The following is a 20,629-nucleotide window of genomic DNA, read 5'->3' as shown; positions in this document are numbered from 1 at the left end:
CGCATGAATTTTCTTGATTATTTGACGAGCGCCTGGCCAGAAATCCTGCAGCTCACGATCCAGCACCTGATGCTGGTGGGGATAGCGGTCGGCCTGGCGATCCTGATCGGCGTGCCGCTCGGCATCGTGATGATCCGCCACCGCTGGCTGGCCAGTCCGATGATGGGCCTGGCGACAGTCATCCTGACGCTGCCGTCGATCGCCTTGTTCGGCTTGATGATTCCGCTGTTTTCCCGCTTCGGCCAGGGACTGGGGCCGCTGCCGGCGATTACCGCGGTATTCCTGTACTCCTTGTTGCCGATCATGCGCAACACTTACCTGGCGCTGGATGGCATCGACCACGGCATCAAGGAAGCCGGCATCGGCATCGGCATGACGTTCTGGCAGCGCTTGCGGCTGGTCGACCTGCCTTTGTCGGTGCCGGTCATCCTGGGCGGCGTCCGCACCGCCGTGGTCATGAACATCGGCGTGATGGCGGTGGCGGCGATCATCGGCGCCGGCGGTCTCGGGGTCCTGATTCTGCACGCCATCAGTCAAAGCAACATGCAAAAACTGGTGGTCGGCGCGGTGCTGATCAGCGTGCTGGCGATTGTCGCCGACATGCTGCTGCAAGTGCTGCAGCGGCTGCTTACACCGAAAGGAATGCAAAAACCATGATTCAACTCGACCAGCTCAGTAAAGTATTCACCCAAAAAGACGGCAGCAAGGTCAAGGCCGTGAACGAAGTTGACCTGACGGTTGCCGAAGGGGAGATCTGCGTATTCCTGGGGCCTTCCGGCTGCGGCAAGACTACTACCCTGAAAATGATCAACCGCCTGATCACGCCGACTTCCGGCCGCGTGCTGCTGGACGGCGAAGACACTACCGGCCTGGATGAAGTCAGCCTGCGCCGGAAAATCGGCTATGTCATCCAGCAGGTCGGCTTGTTTCCCAACATGACCATCGAAGAAAACATTACCGTGGTGCCGCGCCTGCTCGGTTGGGACAAGAAGCGTTGCCGCGAGCGCGCTACCGAGCTGATGGCGATGGTGGCGCTTGATCCCAAGCGATTCCTGAGCCGCTATCCGCGCGAGATGTCGGGCGGCCAGCAGCAGCGCATCGGCGTGATCCGGGCGCTGGCGGCCGATCCTCCGGTTTTGCTGATGGACGAACCGTTCGGCGCGGTCGATCCGATCAACCGCGAATCGATCCAGAATGAATTTTTCCAGATGCAGCGGGCGCTCAACAAGACTGTCATCATGGTCAGCCACGATATCGACGAAGCAATCAAGCTGGGCGACAAGATCGCGATTTTCCGCGCCGGCAAGCTGGTGCAGGTGGACCATCCTGATACCTTGCTGGCGCGTCCGAAAGATGAATTCGTCGGCTCGTTCGTCGGCCAGGATGCTACCTTGAAACGGCTGCTGCTGGTGCGCGCCGGCGACGCCGCCGCCAATTCGGCGACGGTGCTGGAAGACGCCAGCATGGCTGCCGCCTATGGCGTGATGGACGATAACGACTACCGCTACGTGACGGTCACCAACGCCGCCAACCATGCGCTCGGCTATGTCGCCAGGCGCGATGCGCGCAGCGGGCAGGGCGCTTGCATCGACAAGATGAAGCCGTTCCCGGTCAGCGCGGCACCGGATGAAAACCTGCGCGTGGTGCTGTCCAAGATGTACAAGCACAGCACCAGCTGGATGCCGGTGATCGGCCAGGACAACAGCTACCTGGGCGAGGTTACCCAGGATTCGATCGCCGATTACCTGAGTTCCGGCCGCACGCGCGCTTAACCGGTTTCGTCCGGGCAGGGAAATGCGCGGGGTTTACGTCATGAGGCGTAAACCCCGCGTTGCATTTACAATGCAAGGTTTTGCCAGCCTCATTTCTCATTTCAAAATCCATGATCAGGTACCCAAGGTGTTCCCACGGAGCTAGCGCATGACGGCTGGCGTGATTGCTTTGGTATTGTGCGCGGCCTTGCTGCATGCGTCCTGGAACGCCATGCTGAAAAGCAGCGGCGATCGTTTATGGGCCATCACCTTGATGACCATCGGTTCTGCGGTGGCGTCTGTTCCCATTGTGCTCTGGGCGCCGCTGCCGGCCCCTGCCAGCTGGCCTTATATCCTGATGTCGGTGGTGCTGCATGCCGGCTACAACCTCTTTTTAGTCCGTGCGTACCGGGCCGGCGATTTCGGCCAGTCTTATCCGATCGCGCGTGGTTCCTCGCCGTTGCTGGTGTCGCTCGGCGCAGCCCTGTTTGCCGGCGAGCAGCTGGGAGTCCTGACCTTGGCAGGGGTGGTGCTGATCTCGGCCGGCATCATCAGCCTGGCGCAAATCAAATTCAGGCGCGGCAGCAGCGTGGCTGGCGGCTGGCAGCAGTGGGATGCGCCGCTGTCGGCGTTTACCACCGGCGTTTTCATCGCCGGCTATACCATCGTCGACGGCCTCGGTTCGCGCCTGGCCGGCAGCGCTGCGTCCTATGCCGGCTGGATGTTCCTGCTGGACGGTTTGCCCTTGCTTGCGATTTACCTGTCGATGCACGGCAGCCTGCGGATTGGCTTGCGCGAGCGCGCTACCTGGAATGCGCTGGGCGGCGGCGCCATGTCTCTGCTGGCATATGGCATCGTGATATGGGCGATCACGCTGGCGCCGATGGGACCGGTCTCGGCCCTGCGTGAAACTTCGGTGCTGTTTGCTGCATTGATCGCGCGCATGTTCCTGGGCGAAGCGCTGACTTTGCGCAGGCTGTTGTCCTGCGCGGTGATTGCGTTGGGCGCCGTGCTGCTGGGCTGGTCGGCTTGAATTGACGCTGGCGGCAAGACAATAGAAAAGGCCGCTGGAAATTTCCAGCGGCCTTTTCATTTATTACGAGGATTGCAGGGTGATCATCAAGATCGCCCAAGCTACTTAGCGGTCGCCGAACGAGCGACGTGCGCCGCTGTCGTTCGAACGATTGCCTTTGTAGCCGCCGCCACCGCCGTCTTTGCGCGGTGCGCCTGGCTTGCTGAAGGTACGGCCGCCTGGTTTGGCAGGGCCGCCACGATTGTCGCCTGGTTTCCAGCCGCCTGGCTTGTGGTTCGAGCGCGGAGCCGAAGCCGAACGCTTTGGTTCGAAGCCTTCAACCACATCGACCGGGATCAGTTGCTTGGTGAAACGTTCGATACGCTTGACGTTGACGCCTTCAGCGTGGTTCACCAGCGATACCGCAACGCCGTTACGGCCTGCACGGCCGGTACGGCCGATACGGTGGACGTAGTCTTCCGGGAATTTCGGCAGGTCGTAGTTGAATACGTGGGTGATGGCCGGGACGTCGATACCGCGAGCGGCAACGTCGGTAGCCACCAGCACGCGGACTTGACCGCGGCGCAGGCTGTCCAGGGTGCGGTTACGCGCACCTTGGTGCATGTCGCCATGCAGTGCGGCAGCAGCGAAACCGGCGATGTTCAGGCGGTCGGCGATCGTGTCGGCGTCACGCTTGGTGGCAGTGAATACAACTGCCTGGTCCATGGTGACGTCGCGCAGCAGGTGGTCCAGCAGGCGATTCTTGTGCGACAGGTCGTCGACGAAGTGAACCTTCTGCTGGATGTTTTCATGCTTGGTGGCCGAACCGGCGATCTGGATGATCATCGGGTTCTTGGTGATGCGTTTTGCCATGTTGCCGACCACGCCGTCCAGCGTAGCGGAGAACAGCATGGTTTGACGCGATTCAGGCGTTGCGTCGACGATTTTTTCGATGTCGTCGATGAAACCCATGTCCAGCATGCGGTCAGCTTCGTCCAGCACCAGGATTTGCAGTTGCGAGAAATCGATCTTGCCCGATTCCATGTGGTCGATCAGGCGGCCTGGAGTAGCAACCAGAATTTCAGGATTCTTCGCCAGCAATTGCATCTGCTTAGGGTAAGGCATGCCGCCCAGGATCGAGATTGCCTTGACGCGCTTCATGTGCGAACCGTACTTGTCGGTCGCAGTGGTTACTTGCAGGGCCAGTTCGCGGGTCGGCGTCAATACCAGCATCTTTGGCTGTGCAGGCTTGAAACGTGGACGCTCGCCGCGTGAACGGGAAGCTTGCATTTCTTGATTCGGTGTCTTGCCTGCGGCGGCCGGGGCAGCTTGCTGCTCCGAGGCGAATTTGTGCAGCGCAGGCAGCATGAATGCTGCGGTCTTGCCGGAGCCGGTTTGCGAGGAAACCAGCAGGTCACGGCCTTCGATGGCAGCAGGGATGGCTTGTTCTTGGACGCTTGTCGGTTTTGTGTAGCCAGCTTCGGTCAGTGCTTTGATAACGGACGTGTGGAGGCCTAGTGATTCAAAAGTCATTTTTTTCTTTCGTAAAGTGCAGCGTCATGAACTACAGACAATCGCTATGCGATGAATGCAGCGAACGCAAAAAAGCAACGCCAACCAACGAAATGACTAAGAAACAAATACAAAGAAATTTCGGCACAAAAGCTTTGCGCCGGGACGGTGTCAGGATCGACACACAAGGCGGGAGGGCTTTTACAATGCGATGTTCCAATTTGAGGCCGGAACACGCTTAGGCTTGCGCAGCTACTTATTGTTTTTACAGCGCCACCGGATCAGGACCCGGTAACTTGCTGCCTGCGTTCGTTATTGCAACGCAGCACAGAATAATACAATACTTTTACGGTTGATGCACCTTATTCATGCGATTGCCGCAAATTAGGCCGGGTTTGCGGCTGTACCGTTGTTTGCGGCGCATTTTCAGGGATTGCAGTTGAAGCATAGGCAACTGTTGCTGCAGTCGGATAATGCCATCGCCTGGATAACCTGCAGACAAACGCCCAGCTATGCCGGGCGTTTGATTTGTTTGTGCCAACCGCGTGCGGCAGCGTGCTGCTGCAGATTATTCGGCGATGCCGCCCACCACGTGCGAGAAACCGCCGTCGACATAGGTGATTTCACCGGTGATGCCGCTGGACAGGTCCGACAGCAGGAAGGCGGCGGCGTTGCCGACATCCTCTACGGTCACATTGCGGCGCAGCGGGGCGTGCTCGGCGACAAACCCCAGGATCTTGCCAAAACCCTTGATGCCGCTGGCGGCCAGGGTCTTGATCGGCCCGGCTGAAATGCCGTTCACGCGCACGCCCTTGGGGCCCAGCGAGCCTGCCAGGTAGCGCACGCTGGCTTCCAGCGACGCCTTGGCCAGGCCCATCGTGTTGTAGTTGGGGACCACGCGTTCCGAACCCAGGTAAGTCAACGTCAGCAGCGCCGAATTCGGGCGCAGCATCGGCAGCGCGGCTTTCGCCATCGCCGGGAAGCTGTAGGCGGAAATGTCGTGCGCGATCTTGAAGCCTTCACGCGACAAGCCGTCGAGGAAATCGCCCGCAATGGCTTCGGCGGGAGCAAAACCGATGGCATGGACCAGGCCGTCCAGGTGGTCCCAGGACTTGCCGAGGTCGGCAAACAGGGCGTTGATCTGCTCGTCGCTGCCAACGTCGCAGTCGAAAATCAGTTCGCTGCCGAACTCTTTGGCGAAATTGGTGATGCGTTCCTTGAAGCGCTCGCCGACGTAGGTGAAGGCCAGCTCGGCGCCTTCGCGCTTGCAAGCTTGCGCAATGCCGTAAGCAATCGAACGGTTGGACAGCAAGCCCGTGATCAGAATTTTTTTGCCTTGCAGGAATGCCATATTGACTCCAGAGATGCGCGCCGCGGGTGCTGCGGACGCTTGGGTGTGTAGTTCTTGTTGAACAGGGCAAGATTGTAGGGGTTCGCCGCGCTCACGGCAACTCTGGCGGCTTGTTCACCAATCATGCATTTTTGATATCGGGCATCGAGTGAAAAAAGCCCATGGTGCGCGCAAGGCGGCGCCATGGGCCTTTTTGACCGGCATTGCTGGAGCTATCAGCCGCGCGAGCCCCGGGAGGACGCCAGGACCACCGGTTTGGTGTTCTTTTTGGCCGCGACCTTGTTCTTGCTGCCGCGGCTGGCGCTTGCCGTTGCCTTATGGTATTGCACGTTGTGGCCGGCTTTCCTGCCGCCGGAATTCGAGGCCACCATGCGGTTCGGCACTTGCAGCTGCAGGCTTTGGCCATGGCTGACGCTGTCGCGGTGCAAGCCGTTCCAGGCTTTCACCTGCGCCACGCTGACGCGATAGCGCGAGGCGATCGAAGCCAGGGTGTCGCGCTTGCCGACCTTGACATAGATGCGGCGGGTTTCAGGCGCGTCCGGAGTGACTGCCATGGTGGCGTTGTCGGCTACTTCGGCGGTGATGTCGCTGCTGGCGGCTTCGGTTTTCGGCACCAGGATGGTAGAGCCGGCCTTGAGCAGCATTCTTGGCGGTATGTGGTTGACTTCCCGGATGATCGCCGGCGTAGTGTCGAAGCGGGCGGCGATGGTTTCAATCCGTTCGCGGGCGCTGCTGACTGTATGCGAGGTCCAGGAAGAAAGCGTCTGGGTCCATTTGGTCAGGTTGTTCTTGAATTTCTCCGCATTGCTTTCTGGCAGCAGGATCTTGGTGTCGCTGCTGCCGATGATCACCGGACGGTTGAATTGCGGATTCAGGGCCTTGAATTCATCCAGCGACAGCTCCGCCAGCTGGGCCGCTACCTTGACGTCGATATCGCGGGTCTTGCCGATGGTGACGAAGTACGGCTGGTTGTCGACCTTGGGCAGCGCGATGTTGTACATCTCCGGCGCGGCGATGATGTTCTTGACGGCTTGCAGCTTGGGTACGTAATTGCGGGTTTCCGCCGGCATCAGCGGCGCCAGGCTGTTGAAGTCGATCGGCAGGCCGGCGGCCTGGTTCTTGTTGATGGCGCGCTGCACCGAGCCTTCGCCCCAGTTATAGGCAGCCAGCGCCAGTTGCCAGTCGCCGAACATCCCGTACAGTTTTTGCAGGTAAGTCAGCGCTGCATCGGTTGAGGCCAGGACGTCGCGGCGGTCATCCTTGAACATGTTTTGCTTGAGATTGTAGTCGCGCCCAGTGGCGGGCACGAACTGCCACATGCCGGCGGCCTTGGCGCTCGAATAGGCTTGCGGGTTGAACGCCGATTCGATGAACGGCAGCAAAGCCAGTTCGGTCGGCATGCCGCGCTTTTCCAGTTCTTGCACTACATGGAACAGGTAGCGCGAAGCGCGCACCGTGGTGCGTTCGAAATATTCCGGGCGGGCGCTGTAAAAATCGGTCTGGCTGACTACCTGCTGGTTGTCCAGGTCAGGGATGCCGAAACCTTTGCGGATGCGCGCCCAGATATCGATCTGTTCCATGCCGAGCATGCCGGCGCTGGGGTCGTTCGGGTCGATCAGGCTGAAAGTGGGGGTATAGATGGAAATGTCGTTGGCCTGGGCCAAGAGCGGAGTGCCGAAAAAAGCGAGCGCGGCAAAAGCGAATGTCTTGAGTTTTAGCTGATACATGGGTTCAATTTATGTGACCGGGATGTAATCAACCGGTAATAATGGATTAGACGCAGTGTACGTAAGGCGGTTTTCTCCCGTCAAGCGGAAATTGCACTGTTACAAGAGATAAGTGATTGATTTATCAGGTATTACTTTTAATAAATCGATATGCGGAGACTATCTAACCGGCAATCACAATCAATGACGATGAGTGCGGCCTCGGATTGCCGGATTACTTGAAATTGTTTTTCCACTCGCGCAGGGCAGCGAATGCCGCCACCGGATCGGCTTGCCTGGCCTGGTCGCCGAGGCGGCCGCTGGCTTGCAGGCTGGCAATAATGGTTGCTTGCTGGTAGCGCAGGAAGGGATTGGTGGCGTTTTCCAGGGCGATGGTCGATGGCACGGTGGCTTGCTGGCGTTTGCGTTTGGCTTGTTCGCTGGCCATGCGGGCGACCAGGGCCGGATTGTCCGGCTCCACCGCCAGCGCAAAACGCAGGTTCGACACGGTATATTCATGCGCGCAATACACCTGCGTGTCCGACGGCAAGCGGCTCAGCTTTGCCAGCGAGTCGACCATCTGCGCCGGGCTGCCTTCAAACAGGCGGCCGCAACCGCCGGCAAACAGCGTGTCGCCGCAAAACAGCCATGGCTGGCCTTGCGCCACATAAGCAATGTGGCCGCTGGTGTGGCCTGGCACATCCAGCACCGACAACGTCAGGCCTAACTGAGGAACGGTGGCAGTGTCGCCTTCCTTGAGCGTCTGGCTGACGCCGGCGATGTCTTCTCCGGCAGGGCCGAATACCGGTATGTCGAAGTGCCGCAGCAAAGTTTGTACGCCGCCGACATGGTCAGCATGGTGATGTGTCAGTAAAATAGCGACAAGTGTCAGGCCATTGGCGTCGAGCGCAGCCAGGATCGGCTGGGCATCGCCGGGGTCGACCACCGCCGCATGGCGGCCATCGTGAATCAGCCAGAGATAATTGTCGTTAAACGCCGGCACCGCCAATACACTTAACGGCTTATCCGATGGTTCACTCAATGAGTTATCAATTAAGGCAGGCATGGCACATCCGTCGTCAGAAAAGTCCATTATAGCGCTCGGCCCCTGGCTGCAGACGCCCACCGGCAGCTACATGCTGGAGTGGGAGCAGGCGCGCCTGGACGCGATGACGGCGGATATCTTCGGTTTCAACGCGATGCAGATCGGCGTGCCGCAAATCAAATCCCTGCAAGCGAACCGGATGCGCCACAAATGGCTGACAGACAGCCGCCTGCCGGAAGCGGGCGAAGCGCAATCCGGCGTGGTGGTGACCCACGATTTTGCCGAACTGCCGTTTGCCTCGCAAAGCCTGGACCTGGTGGTATTGCCGCATGTGCTTGAGTTCGCAGCCGAGCCGCACCAGATCTTGCGCGAGGTCGAACGCGTGCTGATTCCGGAAGGGCAGGTTATCATCTGCGGTTTTAATCCGGCCAGCTTGTGGGGCGTGCGCCAGACCGCCGGACGCATGTCGGGCGTGCATTTCCTGCCGCAGAACGCTGAATTCATCAGCCTGCTGCGCCTGAAAGACTGGCTGAAACTGCTGAACATGGAAGTCAACCGCGGCCATTTCGGCTGCTACGCGCCGCCGTACACCAGCAGCAAATGGCTGCACCGGTTTGCGTTCATGGAAAAGGCCGGCAATCGCTGGTGGCCGTATTTCGGCGCGGTATATATCGTGCAGGCGATCAAGCGGGTGAAGGGCATGCACCTGGTCGGCCCGGCGTTCAGCAAGCAGGTGATCAAGGCTGCGCGCGGCGTGCCGGCCACCAACAAGATACACAAGACGGACCGGAATGGCGCCGAGTAGCCAAGGCAAGGTTCTCAAATATAACAAGCAGCGAAAGTGAAACAGACAAGCATGGATAAAGTAGAGATATATGCCGATGGCGCCTGCAAGGGCAATCCCGGGACCGGCGGCTGGGGTGCGCTATTGGTAGCGGATGGCAAGGAAAAGGAATTGTTTGGCGGCGAACGCAATACAACCAACAACCGGATGGAACTGAAAGCGGTGATCGAAGCGCTGACCGCCCTGACTCGTCCTTGCGAGGTGACGGTATTTACCGACAGCCAGTATGTGCAAAAAGGGATCAGCGAATGGATCCATGGCTGGAAGGCGCGCGGCTGGAAAACCGCGGCGCGCGAACCGGTGAAAAATGTCGACCTGTGGCAAGCGCTGGACGCCGCCCAGGCCCAGCATAAAATCGAGTGGAAATGGGTCAAGGGCCATGCCGGCCACGTCGGCAACGAGCGCGCCGACCAGCTCGCCAACCGCGGCGTGACCACGGTTGTATAAAGCCGCCATGGCCAGCCGCGCTGTTTGCGGCGCGCTACTATAAATAGATGTTTGTATTGAAGATTAAGTGACCATGCGACAAATTGTTCTGGATACCGAAACCACCGGCCTCAACCCGCGCACCGGCGACCGCGTCATCGAAATCGGTTGCGTGGAACTGCTGAACCGGCGCCTGACCGGCAATAATTTTCATCGCTACATCAATCCCGAGCGCGATTCGGAAGAAGGCGCGCTGGCAGTCCACGGCCTGACCACCGCGTTCCTCAGCGACAAACCGAAGTTTGCCGAAATATTCGATGAGCTGCGCGAGTACATCCGCGGCGCCCAGGTCATCATCCACAACGCCCCCTTCGACCTGGGATTCCTCGATGCCGAGTACAAGCTGCTAGGCAAGGGCGCATTTTCCGGCGATATCGCCGGCGTCATCGACACCCTGGTGCAAGCCAAGGAAATGTACCCCGGCAAGCGCAACTCGCTGGACGCCCTGTGCGACCGCTACGGCATCTCCAACGCCCACCGCACCTTGCACGGCGCCTTGCTCGATTCGGAATTGCTGGCCGAAGTGTACCTGGCGATGACGCGCGGCCAGAACAGTTTCAGCATCGATCTCGGAGCAGGGCATGAGGATGCGGATGGCGGCGGTGCGGCGCTGGAGCTGCTGCCTTTGGCCGAAATCGTGGTGCGCGCGGCGAGCGCGGAAGAACTGGCTGAACATGAGCTGCTGCTCAATGGCCTGGACAAGGATGCCAAGGGCGCGTGCATCTGGCGCCAGTCGGCTGCAGATGCGGTGGAAAACCCGCCGCAAAACTGATCTTGTAAAAAATCCATACAAGACACTAGCCACGAACGAGATTTGCCATTATAATTTCGCTTCTTTAGGCGCGTAGCTCAGCTGGTTAGAGCACTACCTTGACATGGTAGGGGTCGTTGGTTCGAGTCCAATCGTGCCTACCAGTATTCTCGACGTTTGCGAGGGTTCTGGGTTTTTTTTGGGTTTTTTCCAAAAGAAATTGTTGTGAAAACGTCGTTAGCAAATCATGAATGGAAGCGCAGTACGGCTTCCATTTTTGCTTTTTCCCTTCCGCGATCCGCGGCATCAATCCATTTCGCATAGACTGTAAATAGCATTTTGGCATTTGCATGGCCGAGCTGTCTAGCAATATAGGCTGGATTTACGCCGGCCATTAGCGCGGTCGTCGCATAGGTGTGCCGGGTCTGATAGGCCCGCCTGGCTCGTATCCCCAATTTTTTAAGACATGGCTTCCAATAATGGTCCCGTTGTGATCGCTCGTCGTGCCATGGCCTGTCCGTGACCGGATTTTCAAAGATTTCCGCCCGTTTCATGTAAGTAAACCTTTTTTGGGCTTGAAGCATATTAACGGCCCGATCAACTAGGTCGACGTCGCGGACCTCACTCGTTTTTAGATCCTTGAGGCCGCCCTTGAACGTTTTCGCGCGCGATACGCAAATCGTCCGATTGTTCCAGTCGATATCATCCCAGCGTAGCGCGATTATTTCCTCGGGCCGCATTCCAGTTAGGAAAGCGAAAATGAAATAGTGGGTAACTTGCCGATCGAACCGTTCGGTCATATCGGCCAGAATGCGCTCCATCTCCACAATAGTCAGTGGATCAGGCGGTGTTTTCTGATGCTTTGAGTTCTCTATACCCTCAATCGGATTGACAACGTCCCGCATGTCACGGCCAGCAAGAAGAAAGGTTCCGCGCAACGGAATCAAGTAGTTATTACATAATTTTGCCGACGGCCATGGATGACCACCGACAGCCGCGGCGATTTTTCCGTGCGTAATAAGGTTGATTCGCGTGTCGGCGCCAAACTTCCGCTTCCAGAACTCTAAGGCGTTTTTGTACTGCGACTGTGTGGCACCCGCCAGTCTCCCTTTGGTTTCAAGATACAACTCACAAGCATCGGCGAAAGTAGGTGTGTCGGTCGTACTCTCCGCCGCATGGGGTGAGTTTGGAAAAGTGGCAGCGTAGTCGAATGTCCCAACCGAAATTTTTGATTTTATTTCTGCGACCAGGCGTTCAGCGTATTTAATATTCGCTGGCGTTGGCTGTAAATCCAGTTTCTCGCGTCGCTGCTTCCCCCGCCAGATAAAAACTACACGGATGCTCTTTTCGCGAAGCTCTACGCCCCTTGCTCGACCCATTTGTAATATTCCTCAACATTCATTGTTATATGTCCATCCGGCGCACGCCGGTAGTGCGTTCCTTCAATCCAAATGCCGTCTTCGATTTTTCGTCGTACGGCCTTATCGGTATATCCAGTGATGGCGCAAAATACTGGAATTAGCGTGTAGCGTATATTTGCGGCAATGGCACTCATGATTTTTCCCTAGCTATCGAAGACTGCATAGCCGTATCGATGGCATGGCGCAGCGATATACCCTCTGCAATCAGCACACGGTTTCGATCGTAGAAGCTAGTCTTTATTGGAGTACCTCGCGGACCATGCTGCCATTGTTGCGCGTGGATATGCTCCTGCGCATCAAGCCAATCTATGCGCAAAGTGTCATCGCCACCCAATTCAGTTGCTGGATAATTTCCGTGTTGCACGACGGCTCGGCCGAATTCAGTAAAGTCATAGTGTTGCGCATGTGTTCTACGGATGAGGCCTAAGCACGCGAGGCGCTGCACCATTGGCACAGCGACATTGTGACCTTCGCCATCTTCGAAGCAATCCTTCATGCGGCGCAGCGCTGCGAATTCGTCAGGTAAAATTGTAATCATTGTGCTTTTTCTTTCTCCGCTTGGGGTTGCATGGCGACGTCAATGGCTGCTCGGGAGTTCTCAAAAACACCTGGCTGCGTTTCGTCAATATTCGGCCACAATAACCAGAAACCCTTCTTGGTCTCGCCGGAAACCGTTTTCCCGCCGTGGAAAACAACAGCCTTCTGATCGATCAGATAGTCGAGGCGCTGTGTATCTAGCAGGTCACCGTAAATGGGGCGCGGCGTAGGCTGCTCGGTAGGCGTTACCGTCTTTTTGGTTACCTTGATTTTTCCTGAGGATCTGGCGGTCTCTAAATGGCCTGCGAGTACTTTCCCAGCACCGCTGCCGTGCTTTTTTACAACATCAAGAGCTACATGAGCGGCGACCTCTTTGCGCGCCACCATACCTTGTACGTCGCTATTGGACTCTGCCAGTGTCAGCATCTGCGAAACGTGGCTCGCAGATTTACCCACCTTCGAAGCGACTTCTTGATTCGTCCAGCCGAATCCGATCAGCTTGCGGTACTGCAAGCCTTGCTCAAGAGGTGTCAGCGGCTTACCCTGGGCGCTGGTAAGCATGTGGGCGATACGCTCGGCGTCGTTGCCACGGAACTGGCGTGCATCGATCCGCAATATTTCTAAGCCCTCGGCGATTAGCTGCAGGATTGCTGTCAGGCGATGGTGGCCGTCGACTAGAATGATTCGACCGTCCTCGACGCGCACAACCAATGCATCTAGTTCAGCTCCGGCCTTGATAGATGCTTTAATGGAGTCAACATGCTCCTGGTCGATTGGGCGTCCATTGAATCCAGGTTCAATTTCGATGATGCGTGGATCTACTTGGAATCTGGTAGTTTTCTGAACGCCGTCAGCTTTGCGTTCTGCCAGCACCTTGAGCGATACAGCTCCTGATACGTTTTCGGTCATTTCATTTTGTCCTTATTTTTATGAATAAATGCGAATAAGATTTGTTCACTGAATGCTGTGAAAAGTCCGCAATGATGGAGGCTGTGATACTGTTTTCCGTTTTATAGTCATGGCAGGATTACTTGTCCTTTTTGGGAGGTGTTATGGCTGAACGGGTGAGTGTTCATTACAACGGGTTCGAAATTTCTGTACTTCCACTTTCGGAATATGGGCCGCCGCTCAGGGATCCGAAGTATTGGTACAGTGCATACATCTGCAGATCGGGAGAAACCGAATCTCGTGAGGGAGGCAAGAAATTCCTTTTCTCCCAGGCACTTCCAACGTTTCCTAATGAAGCTGATGCGCTGGCAGCGGGGCTCAAAAGAGCGAAATCGATCGTTGACGGAAATGATCCTCTGCACTCGGTTAAGCATCTTTAATTTCATGCAACCTTCGCCATAACACCCGCCAGCGCTTTGATTTCCTTGGTGGACATGCCGGTGGCCTCGTGCAGTTTCACAAGCAATGTAGAACCGAGTGGTTGCACTCCATTGCGTACCTTGCTGATGACTGGCGGCGCGACTTCGATTGCCCGAGAAAGGGCTGCATCATTCTTCAACTGCAGCAGCTCCAATACGGTATCGAGCATGTGAGCGGCGGAGTTCGTTGTTTCGTTGGTTTTCATTGCGGTCCTTATAGTAGATTCGTTAAATTTTGGGTGTCGGTTCGGTTACTGCATCTTCTGTTCGCCGCGGCGGTTCGCCTGGTGCGTCCGCCATGCTTCAATCGTTGCCTGAGCAGCGACCATCTTCCAGCGATGGACCTCATCCAGTTCAATCGCGGCTCGCATGGCTTCAAGGTGGGCGATATATTCGGGGCTGGAGTAGGCGTCGCGCTCTTGAGCTGTGAGGGTCTTCTCGGGACTGGCGGCCATGCAGTTGGCCTTGATTGTCTTCCGAAATTCTTCCATGTAGATACGATTGGCGCGGGAGATCGCGGCTTCACCCGCCTGAAAACGCAGGAAGTCGAGAGCTTTCTGAGCGGCTTCGTCGCTGAAGTGGTCTATCCTTGTGTCGGTCATGATGTGTTCCTATCTAAGGGCTGAATTACCTGCGGCGGGCGGTGATGCCGGCCTGTGGGAAGGCACGCACGCCATCAATCTTCATGTTCGCCTTCAACGAAGTCGCCATCTGCTTGATCGGCGTCATGTTCGCTTGCAAGAACGTGATGTATTGCGGGTTGGCAGCCACAAACTTGACCAGCGTCAGCAGGTCGGTGACCTCTGCCGTCCAACGTTCTGAAGTCGACACGCCGGCAATCTTTGGCGCCGCGCTGGCGACGATCGGAGCGGTCATGACGCTGGCGATGGTCTGGTTCAGCGTGACGCGTGCGTGGGCTACTTGGGCATCTGCGTGAGCCGCTGCTTGAACCTGGTTGGCGGCGAGTGCTTCAGCACTGGCCTTGTTTGCTGCCGCGATATCGCCGGCTGCGGTAGCTTCTTCGGCGGCCTTGGTAGCTGCTGCTGCTTTCTCTGCTGCGGCCTGGGCTTCACGAACCTTCTGCTCTGCCGCCGCTTGCTGATCGCGGGCTTCGTTCTCCAGGCGGAAACGCTCTTGGCGGGCCTGCTCGTCAGCGATGCGCTGGGCTTCAGCAGCTCGCTTCTTCTCTGCCGTCACGTAGTCGAGCATCAGTTTCTTCAGAAACACGATGGCGGCTTCGCAACGTTCAATCGGACCACGGAACAGATCCATGACTTCCTTCTTCGACGCATCCATCGGGCGGGTGATCTTGAACCGCTGCTCATTCAGGTCGTCCACCTTGCGCTGCAGGTCCGTAAGCTCTTCGACGGCAATCTCATACATGGCCGGAGAATTGATCGTGATTGAATTCGCGACGGCATTCACGCTATCTGCGACTTTTTCCAATGCAGCCTTCTGAGGCAGAGCGGGTAGGGTGGCGGGGCGGATGTCTTCAGCTAATTCCATGTCTTTCTTTCCATTTCCGTAAAGTTAAAAGTGATATAAATGCTGCAAAATCTGTTGGGTCGGTATAGGGAACCAGCCGGTACGTCCCATCGGGGCGCAATCCCAAAGCGTAGCGGTCGACAATCGCTGCGCCTTCCAAGTTGTGGGTTGCCTGGTAGGCGGCGAGTTGTGGCCCAATCACTGGCCCCAGCGTCAACATCTTCTTGATGTCGAGGACGGCACGCCTGCCACGGACAGCACCAGTGCGATCGGACGTACCGCAATAGCCGTGGAGCGGGTGATACATGCGCTTCTCGATGGTGTCTGGAATGAAGCCGGTATCTGTCCGAAACTTCTTCCAGCCGGCCAGGTACGGCATCATTTCCGGCGCCAAGGTGTCTTCGTCAAGATCGTCCAGGTCGTGCAGCTCGGTCATGCGGTGGACTGCCTGGCCCAGCAGTCGGGCGCGCTCCAATGCTTCGGGCGGCACCATGGCGTAATTCACCAAGGGGCTGAGGATTTGCGTCACGCTCGGCACAATCTCGCCATGCCAGCGGTACACGTGGCTGGGTTCGTCGAAAGTAAGCATCAGGCCGCCGGATTCTTGATCCAGGCCAGAACGTCATTGAAATTGGCGTTCGTGATGTCAGCCATGGCAAAGCCAAACTGTCTCTGAATGTCGGTCGAGCTCAGGGCGGCTGTTTCCAGCTTCATCTTGAGGTAGTCAAACTGCGCCTCGGAAAGCGGTGATTCGTTCTTCGGCTCTTGGAGCGGCAGCTCGCCAGTTTTTGGTTCTGGGATGCTTTCGGGCGCCATGGCCGGTTCCGCCGCCTTTGCTGACTTGGATTGCGGCATCTTCGGCGGCGCGGGTGGAAGGTCGGCATTCGCGAAAGCTTGTTCAGGCGTCGTGTCGCCTTCTTTAATGGCCGTCAGGATTCCGCGCAAGGTCACGAGCTTTTCAAGGCCAATGTCATCTGTGCCGGACACGCCCAGCGTTGAGCAGATTTGATCTTGCGTCACGCCGTAGGACTGAAACGCCTTGATGGCGTCGGCGCGCCGATTCGCCAAGGTCTTGAAGTCGCCCATGACGGTCGCGCGCGCCGCGTCGTACATATCAGCCCAGAATGCTTTCGGCACACCCTTCAAAATCGCATTACGCAACGCAATGGAGCAGGCCGCATTCGCCGTGACGCCGATCATGTCAGCGTTGTAGCGCTTCCCTCGGCTGTCGGTAATACGCCGTTGCACCTCGTAGGTGATGGCAACATTCTTTTCCAAGTCGTGGAAAACGCCTTGCGTGGTGACGAACTCACCCTGATCGCTAACGACGCGGGCGCCGGCGCGGCTATTACCCCAGGCTGAGGCGATCACTTCGGCAAAGCGAGCGCTCGGGCCTTCGATGGTTTTTCCTGCGCGGGGCAGGGAGTAGATGCACTCGCCAGCTACCTTTTCCGTCAGCGTCACCATCTGCATGGCTTCGTCACGAAATTTCTTGATGGAGCGCGGGAATTTGTGCGCTGTCGTGACCTGCTGTTCGATTTCCGACTTGTTCAGCAGCGCAATCGTGCCGCTTTCGATCGTCATGATGTCTTGGACTTCCATGTGATTACCCTCGATTTGTTGAATTTTTTGGCGCCAAAGCGCCGTGGAGTGAACGGGCGCTGTTACTGAGCGCGCTTCAGTTCTGTGTGGCACGCGCGGCGAAACGCCAATCTGCTGTTCTCGTCGTCCGGCCAACCATCGGCATCGCATAGGTCGACACGTTGTGCCTCGATGTCGGCGTCGATCTCTTCTTGCGTGGGGGCGGCGTAGTCGCCGGCATTGGTCGCTAGTGCGTTCGCTAGGCCGAGTAAAGCGACGAATGCGACGGTACAGAGGACGTCCTTGACGTGCCTCAAGTTCGCGTTGTTCAAATTAGATTTTGCTATGTTGCCCATCAAAAATCTCATAAGTAACCTCTCATCGACTTTGTTGTGTTGATGGAATTAATTATACGCAAATGGATAAATAAAACAATGCGCGAATGGATAAATATTTTTGCATGTAAATAATTATCAAAGTTGGCACGAGCTGAATCGAGGTTTTAAGGAAGGGAAAAAATGGGAGAAGGACGTTCAGAAATATAGCGCTGTCAACAAAATCCCATAGTTAGTAACGGCAATTTTTGTTGCTGTATGTTAATTGTGGTGCGATTATGCTTTACCGACAATGCCGTCGGAAATCTGGAGGCTATATATGTCAAACGTATATGTTGAGCCGGTCCCGAAGGGACGAGAGGGGCCAATTGAGGGATATGTCCTTGAGCACGCCCATGACGTTAAATTAACCAACAAAATTTACCCACGGCAAGATCTTGCAATAGCCGAGGCGAAAGCATTAGGTCATAAGCCATTAGTGGCCCGAGTTCGTGTCACGAGCAAGGGGAATCCGGATCATTGGCGCTCCGCAGATTAAACCTCGTTTGTGAATCTAGATCGGAACATGGGATTTTGAGGCTATTTTATTTATGCTGCACGAGGAGAGCGTGTCACATGATGAGCGAGTGAACGTGAATTCACCAATTCAAAAATATGCTCTCCTCGATCTTGAGTTTTCAGGGTGATTGCAGGAAAAAGTTAGAGCACGTGGACGTCACGTTTGGCTGACAACTGTTCAAATAGCATTGAGTCTGTTGGGATTGCAAATATAGGGGATGAAAATGGGCTGGAGCTTCAGGAGAAGTATAAAAATCGCACCTGGTGTGCGGATAAACTTGAGCAAAAGCGGTGTGAGTACCTCAATTGGCGGGAAAGGGTTTACCTACAATACTCGCGGACGTCTCACCACTAGCATACCCGGAACAGGAATTCGGCATACCCAAAATCTGAACGTTCGTAGGACAGCAACGCCCAATCGCTCTGCTGTCGCGGCGAGTAAACGTATTGATTCTGCTGGCACAGCCCAATTGTCAAAACGCGAACAGGCATCGCGGGACTTTGTGGCACAAGTGCAAGATCGAACGACAAAGGTACTCCGACAATACTTCATTACATACGGCGTTTATGTCGTCGCAAAGGATCTCGCAGAAGCTGTAGCACTTGAAGATCATCAAGAGTTTCTCGGAAGTCTTACGCGAGAGTTTGAGGTAACAACCAAAGCAATTAAGCTCGCGATTGATATCGGATCGATATCGCTTGCCGAAAAAGAAAAGGCGATGCTCGCACTGTATGAGATAGAGCGGAAGTGTGAAGATCATCAGGGTGATCGTAGCGAGTTAGAGGATGCTGCAACCTCGTTGCGAAACAAAGTTCGAGCATGGCCCGCGTTGCCTTCTTTTGTCGGGCCATTTCTTGTCAGTCTCCTGGGGTGTTTACTCCTTTCAATAGGAAATTTCACCTTCGGATCGATTTTGATTGTGGGCTCGGCCGCTTATGGGATCTTCAAGCTGAAATCTTTCGAAAAAAAGAAGGCTTTAGTGCTGGATGAAATTGTTGAGGCGGATGCCAAGTTTGATTCATTGGTTACGTGCGAAATTTCTCCGCGCCCGACCGTGTTGAACCCTAAGGATAGTGCCCAAGTTAGCGCATTGATGCTTGCAGGAATTACCATGGTGCTCGCGTTGATCGCCGTCGTTTATTATTCGCAAAGTAGTGAGCGTTCGGCGTTAATTTCGTCGGAAAATTCAAACCCGGTTGATAATAGTGTCCAGAGCGACGCCGTGCCTGCGTTGCCAAATTCAGCATCGCCTTCTAAATCCTCGCTGCCTACACTTCAAGCCAGCTTTGATTGCACCAAAGCACGTTCAAACGTAGAGCGCATGATTTGCGGAGACAGAGAGCTAGCAGCGGATGACCTTGAGCTGGCAAGTATATTTTCCAAAGCAAAAGCTGCGGCCACCAATCGTACCGCTTTCAAGGAGCGCGCCCGGAAGGCCTGGAACTATCGCGAGAAGAATTGTCATGATCGAGACTGCGTTGTGCGTTGGTACGTCGATCAGAAAGCTGCGCTCTTGCAAATCGTGGAGACTGGCAATGTCGAGACGAACTAGCTGATCATACTTTTGTGCCTATACGACGATTGCCGGAGTGCGAATCCCGCTGGGAGACATAATGCAATGCGTGGCTAATTACGAAATTCGGTCAGAATTGTCTGTCGTCGAGGACGGCCGATGGCTGAAACTGCAACATCCAAAAGGATTGTTCCGCGCGCGTATCCGTAACATCGTGCGCAGTGATTTTTCGATACCTTTTCTGTTGTCCTTGCATCTTACGTTTGAAGCTCCAAATCTCGAAGAGGCAGCGGAAGTCGCCGAGGAACAGCTTGTTGATTGTCTAAGTATGCTTGCTTTCACAACTGGTTCCAGTTTCGTACGGCATCGGATTCGGCAGATTGTTGACTGCACGCCCGGCCTGCAGATGCGGTCTTGCCTAATGTGGGGAGACTCAATAGGGCACGAAGATCCGGCCCCTTTTCTTGATCAGCAGATCACAGACTCTATAGATCACTTGCTAACATTTGATGCGCCTCCTGTAATGCGCCGAGCGATGCGGTGGTATCGCATGGGCATTAACTCGGCGTTTCTGGATGATCAGTTTCAGTGCTTTTGGTTTGCTTTGGAGCTCATTGCTATCTCACAAAAATCCTCGAAAAAGGTGCCGGACCAGTGTCCTCACTGTAGATCCGCGCTGTACTGTGAGACTTGTAAGAAGCATCCAGTCCATAAGCCGTATGAAAAACAAGGCATCAGAGAGCTGATCAAGAATGTGGACAAGGACTGCGATGATGCAACTATAGAAATGTTGGGAAAGGCAAGGAATTCGCTAATGCATGGGGCCACGCTGAGGGAGATCGAAGAGGAGCTTCCTAATTCGCGCGAAGAAATAGTTGACGTTTTAGGAAAAATTGTCTTTATGGTACTGGTCAATCAATTTCCGAAAGAGACTTTTAATGAGAAAGTCGTCTTCGGTAGTCCATCGACCTATGTCCATCGCACTCTAACGGGAGTTGCGCATCTTCAAACCGTTGTTCCGGTGGACGTGGACGGCGAGTTCGACCTCAGCTTTTCGGGCACCAAGATATCGATGGTCTCCGATGTTTCTCCTCAAAGCGCAAGACCCACTCTTCTAGTTATGACTTTGGACCAGCACAAGCGACTCGAGCATCTTTGCTACGAAAAGGGTGATCACCAGGAGATGTGTCGCCGAATGATTCAGCATGCAGAAACCCACGGGGAACAGATGACGACCGTTGTGCTTTCGACTGACATGGTGCGAATACTTGACACGATGAAACGTGGTGACACTGGGGGCTGGCAGGACTTATTTCGAGAGATACTCGGCGACAGTAAGTCAGATGACTCGATCGGCTAGGAGCTAAAACGAT

The 20,629-nt window shown here is 55.8% G+C and carries 23 protein-coding genes and 1 tRNA gene; 10 read left to right on the top strand and 14 right to left on the bottom strand.

Annotation, left to right across the window (positions count from 1 at the left end):
- The first annotated feature begins 3 nt into the window (after positions 1 to 3).
- The 3 genes from V8G57_RS02840 to V8G57_RS02830 all read left to right on the top strand — a co-directional run bounded on the left by V8G57_RS02840 (position 4) and on the right by V8G57_RS02830 (position 2,784).
- The gene (locus V8G57_RS02840; RefSeq protein WP_092398381.1) at positions 4 to 657 is read left to right on the top strand and encodes an ABC transporter permease; all 654 of its coding nucleotides are present in this window, start codon (positions 4 to 6) and stop codon (positions 655 to 657) included.
- A complete protein-coding gene (locus tag V8G57_RS02835; RefSeq protein WP_092398379.1) occupies positions 654 to 1,772 on the top strand; it encodes an ABC transporter ATP-binding protein in 1,119 nt (372 codons plus the stop codon). Before V8G57_RS02840 ends, V8G57_RS02835 begins: the two co-directional genes overlap by 4 nt.
- A 148-nt stretch (positions 1,773 to 1,920) precedes the next feature.
- Complete coding sequence (locus tag V8G57_RS02830) at positions 1,921 to 2,784, top strand: EamA family transporter (protein WP_342828130.1); 864 nt, start codon at positions 1,921 to 1,923, stop codon at positions 2,782 to 2,784.
- 105 nt (positions 2,785 to 2,889) lie between these two features.
- On the opposite strand, the gene V8G57_RS02825 is transcribed toward V8G57_RS02830, so the two are convergent.
- The 4 genes from V8G57_RS02825 to gloB form a co-directional block, all read right to left on the bottom strand.
- Positions 2,890 to 4,296: a DEAD/DEAH box helicase gene (locus V8G57_RS02825; RefSeq protein ID WP_092398376.1), complete on the bottom strand. Its 1,407-nt coding sequence runs from the start codon at positions 4,294 to 4,296 to the stop codon at positions 2,890 to 2,892.
- Between the two features lie 547 nt (positions 4,297 to 4,843).
- Complete coding sequence (gene fabI, locus V8G57_RS02820; protein WP_092398374.1) at positions 4,844 to 5,626, bottom strand: enoyl-ACP reductase FabI; 783 nt, start codon at positions 5,624 to 5,626, stop codon at positions 4,844 to 4,846.
- 215 nt (positions 5,627 to 5,841) lie between these two features.
- Positions 5,842 to 7,353 (bottom strand): transglycosylase SLT domain-containing protein, encoded by a 1,512-nt coding sequence (locus V8G57_RS02815; RefSeq protein WP_092398372.1) that lies wholly within the window; start codon positions 7,351 to 7,353, stop codon positions 5,842 to 5,844.
- Positions 7,354 to 7,567: 214 nt separating this feature from the next.
- Positions 7,568 to 8,374, bottom strand: a complete 807-nt coding sequence (gloB, locus tag V8G57_RS02810) for a hydroxyacylglutathione hydrolase (RefSeq protein WP_425458212.1) — start codon at positions 8,372 to 8,374, stop codon at positions 7,568 to 7,570.
- Between the two features lie 22 nt (positions 8,375 to 8,396).
- On the opposite strand from gloB, the gene V8G57_RS02805 reads away from it, so the two are divergent.
- The 4 genes from V8G57_RS02805 (at position 8,397) to V8G57_RS02790 (ending at position 10,622) form a co-directional block, all read left to right on the top strand.
- Positions 8,397 to 9,182 carry a class I SAM-dependent methyltransferase gene (locus V8G57_RS02805; RefSeq protein ID WP_092398368.1) on the top strand — a complete coding sequence of 262 codons (786 nt, stop codon included), beginning with the start codon at positions 8,397 to 8,399 and terminating at the stop codon, positions 9,180 to 9,182.
- Between the two features lie 51 nt (positions 9,183 to 9,233).
- Complete coding sequence (rnhA, locus tag V8G57_RS02800) at positions 9,234 to 9,668, top strand: ribonuclease HI (RefSeq protein WP_092398366.1); 435 nt, start codon at positions 9,234 to 9,236, stop codon at positions 9,666 to 9,668.
- Between the two features lie 73 nt (positions 9,669 to 9,741).
- Positions 9,742 to 10,479, top strand: coding sequence for a DNA polymerase III subunit epsilon (gene dnaQ, locus V8G57_RS02795; RefSeq protein WP_342828128.1), 738 nt, complete (start codon positions 9,742 to 9,744; stop codon positions 10,477 to 10,479).
- Between the two features lie 66 nt (positions 10,480 to 10,545).
- Positions 10,546 to 10,622: transfer RNA gene (locus tag V8G57_RS02790), tRNA-Val, on the top strand.
- A gap of 81 nt (positions 10,623 to 10,703) precedes the next feature.
- On the opposite strand, the gene V8G57_RS02785 is transcribed toward V8G57_RS02790, so the two are convergent.
- Genes V8G57_RS02785 through V8G57_RS02770 form a run of 4 tightly spaced genes read right to left on the bottom strand, consistent with a single transcriptional unit; the run spans position 10,704 to position 13,325 of the window.
- Positions 10,704 to 11,837, bottom strand: coding sequence for an Arm DNA-binding domain-containing protein (locus V8G57_RS02785; RefSeq protein ID WP_342828127.1), 1,134 nt, complete (start codon positions 11,835 to 11,837; stop codon positions 10,704 to 10,706).
- Positions 11,816 to 12,013 (bottom strand): excisionase, encoded by a 198-nt coding sequence (locus V8G57_RS02780; RefSeq protein ID WP_144740464.1) that lies wholly within the window; start codon positions 12,011 to 12,013, stop codon positions 11,816 to 11,818. The genes V8G57_RS02785 and V8G57_RS02780 overlap by 22 nt, the downstream gene beginning before the upstream one ends.
- Positions 12,010 to 12,417: a hypothetical protein gene (locus V8G57_RS02775; RefSeq protein WP_342828126.1), complete on the bottom strand. Its 408-nt coding sequence runs from the start codon at positions 12,415 to 12,417 to the stop codon at positions 12,010 to 12,012. The genes V8G57_RS02780 and V8G57_RS02775 overlap by 4 nt, the downstream gene beginning before the upstream one ends.
- On the bottom strand, positions 12,414 to 13,325 hold the full coding sequence (locus tag V8G57_RS02770; RefSeq protein WP_342828125.1) for a ParB/RepB/Spo0J family partition protein: 912 nt from the start codon (positions 13,323 to 13,325) through the stop codon (positions 12,414 to 12,416). Before V8G57_RS02770 ends, V8G57_RS02775 begins: the two co-directional genes overlap by 4 nt.
- 143 nt (positions 13,326 to 13,468) lie before the next feature.
- Here V8G57_RS02770 and V8G57_RS02765 point away from each other — a divergent pair, with 143 nt between their 5' ends.
- Positions 13,469 to 13,744 (top strand): hypothetical protein, encoded by a 276-nt coding sequence (locus V8G57_RS02765; RefSeq protein ID WP_342828124.1) that lies wholly within the window; start codon positions 13,469 to 13,471, stop codon positions 13,742 to 13,744.
- A 2-nt stretch (positions 13,745 to 13,746) separates the two neighbouring features.
- On the opposite strand, the gene V8G57_RS02760 is transcribed toward V8G57_RS02765, so the two are convergent.
- From V8G57_RS02760 to V8G57_RS02735, 6 genes are all read right to left on the bottom strand, one after another.
- The gene (locus V8G57_RS02760; protein ID WP_342828123.1) at positions 13,747 to 13,989 is read right to left on the bottom strand and encodes a hypothetical protein; all 243 of its coding nucleotides are present in this window, start codon (positions 13,987 to 13,989) and stop codon (positions 13,747 to 13,749) included.
- A 45-nt stretch (positions 13,990 to 14,034) separates the two neighbouring features.
- The gene (locus V8G57_RS02755; RefSeq protein ID WP_342828122.1) at positions 14,035 to 14,385 is read right to left on the bottom strand and encodes a hypothetical protein; all 351 of its coding nucleotides are present in this window, start codon (positions 14,383 to 14,385) and stop codon (positions 14,035 to 14,037) included.
- 25 nt (positions 14,386 to 14,410) lie between these two features.
- Positions 14,411 to 15,289, bottom strand: a complete 879-nt coding sequence (locus V8G57_RS02750; RefSeq protein ID WP_342828121.1) for a hypothetical protein — start codon at positions 15,287 to 15,289, stop codon at positions 14,411 to 14,413.
- Positions 15,276 to 15,857 (bottom strand): hypothetical protein, encoded by a 582-nt coding sequence (locus V8G57_RS02745; RefSeq protein WP_342828120.1) that lies wholly within the window; start codon positions 15,855 to 15,857, stop codon positions 15,276 to 15,278. Before V8G57_RS02745 ends, V8G57_RS02750 begins: the two co-directional genes overlap by 14 nt.
- Positions 15,857 to 16,870, bottom strand: a complete 1,014-nt coding sequence (locus tag V8G57_RS02740) for a hypothetical protein (RefSeq protein WP_342828119.1) — start codon at positions 16,868 to 16,870, stop codon at positions 15,857 to 15,859. The genes V8G57_RS02745 and V8G57_RS02740 overlap by 1 nt, the downstream gene beginning before the upstream one ends.
- A 62-nt stretch (positions 16,871 to 16,932) precedes the next feature.
- The gene (locus V8G57_RS02735; RefSeq protein ID WP_342828118.1) at positions 16,933 to 17,217 is read right to left on the bottom strand and encodes a hypothetical protein; all 285 of its coding nucleotides are present in this window, start codon (positions 17,215 to 17,217) and stop codon (positions 16,933 to 16,935) included.
- Between the two features lie 743 nt (positions 17,218 to 17,960).
- Here V8G57_RS02735 and V8G57_RS02730 point away from each other — a divergent pair.
- Positions 17,961 to 19,295, top strand: coding sequence for a DUF4236 domain-containing protein (locus V8G57_RS02730; protein ID WP_342828117.1), 1,335 nt, complete (start codon positions 17,961 to 17,963; stop codon positions 19,293 to 19,295).
- Positions 19,296 to 19,365: 70 nt separating this feature from the next.
- Positions 19,366 to 20,616 (top strand): methylamine utilization protein MauJ, encoded by a 1,251-nt coding sequence (gene mauJ, locus V8G57_RS02725; protein ID WP_342828116.1) that lies wholly within the window; start codon positions 19,366 to 19,368, stop codon positions 20,614 to 20,616.
- Positions 20,617 to 20,629: the final 13 nt, after the last annotated feature.

It is taken from the genome of Collimonas rhizosphaerae, from assembly GCF_038896935.1.
Classification (GTDB): domain Bacteria; phylum Pseudomonadota; class Gammaproteobacteria; order Burkholderiales; family Burkholderiaceae_D; genus Collimonas; species Collimonas rhizosphaerae.
The sequence above is the reverse complement of the archived record's forward strand: the minus strand, read 5'-3'. Positions and strand labels throughout refer to the sequence as shown.

Bases quoted from the DNA above. Each gene is read 5' to 3' on its own strand.
- V8G57_RS02815 (WP_092398372.1), bottom strand. From the start codon at position 7,353: ATGTATCAGCTAAAACTCAAGACATTCGCTTTTGCCGCGCTCGCTTTT.
- V8G57_RS02830 (WP_342828130.1), top strand. From the start codon at position 1,921: ATGACGGCTGGCGTGATTGCTTTGGTATTGTGCGCGGCCTTGCTGCAT.
- dnaQ (WP_342828128.1), top strand. From the start codon at position 9,742: ATGCGACAAATTGTTCTGGATACCGAAACCACCGGCCTCAACCCGCGC.
- V8G57_RS02775 (WP_342828126.1), bottom strand. From the start codon at position 12,417: ATGATTACAATTTTACCTGACGAATTCGCAGCGCTGCGCCGCATGAAG.
- V8G57_RS02740 (WP_342828119.1), bottom strand. From the start codon at position 16,870: ATGGAAGTCCAAGACATCATGACGATCGAAAGCGGCACGATTGCGCTG.
- V8G57_RS02825 (WP_092398376.1), bottom strand. From the start codon at position 4,296: ATGACTTTTGAATCACTAGGCCTCCACACGTCCGTTATCAAAGCACTG.
- rnhA (WP_092398366.1), top strand. From the start codon at position 9,234: ATGGATAAAGTAGAGATATATGCCGATGGCGCCTGCAAGGGCAATCCC.
- V8G57_RS02765 (WP_342828124.1), top strand. From the start codon at position 13,469: ATGGCTGAACGGGTGAGTGTTCATTACAACGGGTTCGAAATTTCTGTA.
- V8G57_RS02785 (WP_342828127.1), bottom strand. From the start codon at position 11,837: ATGGGTCGAGCAAGGGGCGTAGAGCTTCGCGAAAAGAGCATCCGTGTA.
- V8G57_RS02735 (WP_342828118.1), bottom strand. From the start codon at position 17,217: ATGAGATTTTTGATGGGCAACATAGCAAAATCTAATTTGAACAACGCG.
- V8G57_RS02760 (WP_342828123.1), bottom strand. From the start codon at position 13,989: ATGAAAACCAACGAAACAACGAACTCCGCCGCTCACATGCTCGATACC.
- V8G57_RS02840 (WP_092398381.1), top strand. From the start codon at position 4: ATGAATTTTCTTGATTATTTGACGAGCGCCTGGCCAGAAATCCTGCAG.
- V8G57_RS02805 (WP_092398368.1), top strand. From the start codon at position 8,397: ATGGCACATCCGTCGTCAGAAAAGTCCATTATAGCGCTCGGCCCCTGG.
- fabI (WP_092398374.1), bottom strand. From the start codon at position 5,626: ATGGCATTCCTGCAAGGCAAAAAAATTCTGATCACGGGCTTGCTGTCC.
- V8G57_RS02750 (WP_342828121.1), bottom strand. From the start codon at position 15,289: ATGGAATTAGCTGAAGACATCCGCCCCGCCACCCTACCCGCTCTGCCT.
- V8G57_RS02770 (WP_342828125.1), bottom strand. From the start codon at position 13,325: ATGACCGAAAACGTATCAGGAGCTGTATCGCTCAAGGTGCTGGCAGAA.
- V8G57_RS02745 (WP_342828120.1), bottom strand. From the start codon at position 15,857: ATGCTTACTTTCGACGAACCCAGCCACGTGTACCGCTGGCATGGCGAG.
- V8G57_RS02755 (WP_342828122.1), bottom strand. From the start codon at position 14,385: ATGACCGACACAAGGATAGACCACTTCAGCGACGAAGCCGCTCAGAAA.
- V8G57_RS02730 (WP_342828117.1), top strand. From the start codon at position 17,961: ATGAAAATGGGCTGGAGCTTCAGGAGAAGTATAAAAATCGCACCTGGT.
- V8G57_RS02835 (WP_092398379.1), top strand. From the start codon at position 654: ATGATTCAACTCGACCAGCTCAGTAAAGTATTCACCCAAAAAGACGGC.
- V8G57_RS02780 (WP_144740464.1), bottom strand. From the start codon at position 12,013: ATGAGTGCCATTGCCGCAAATATACGCTACACGCTAATTCCAGTATTT.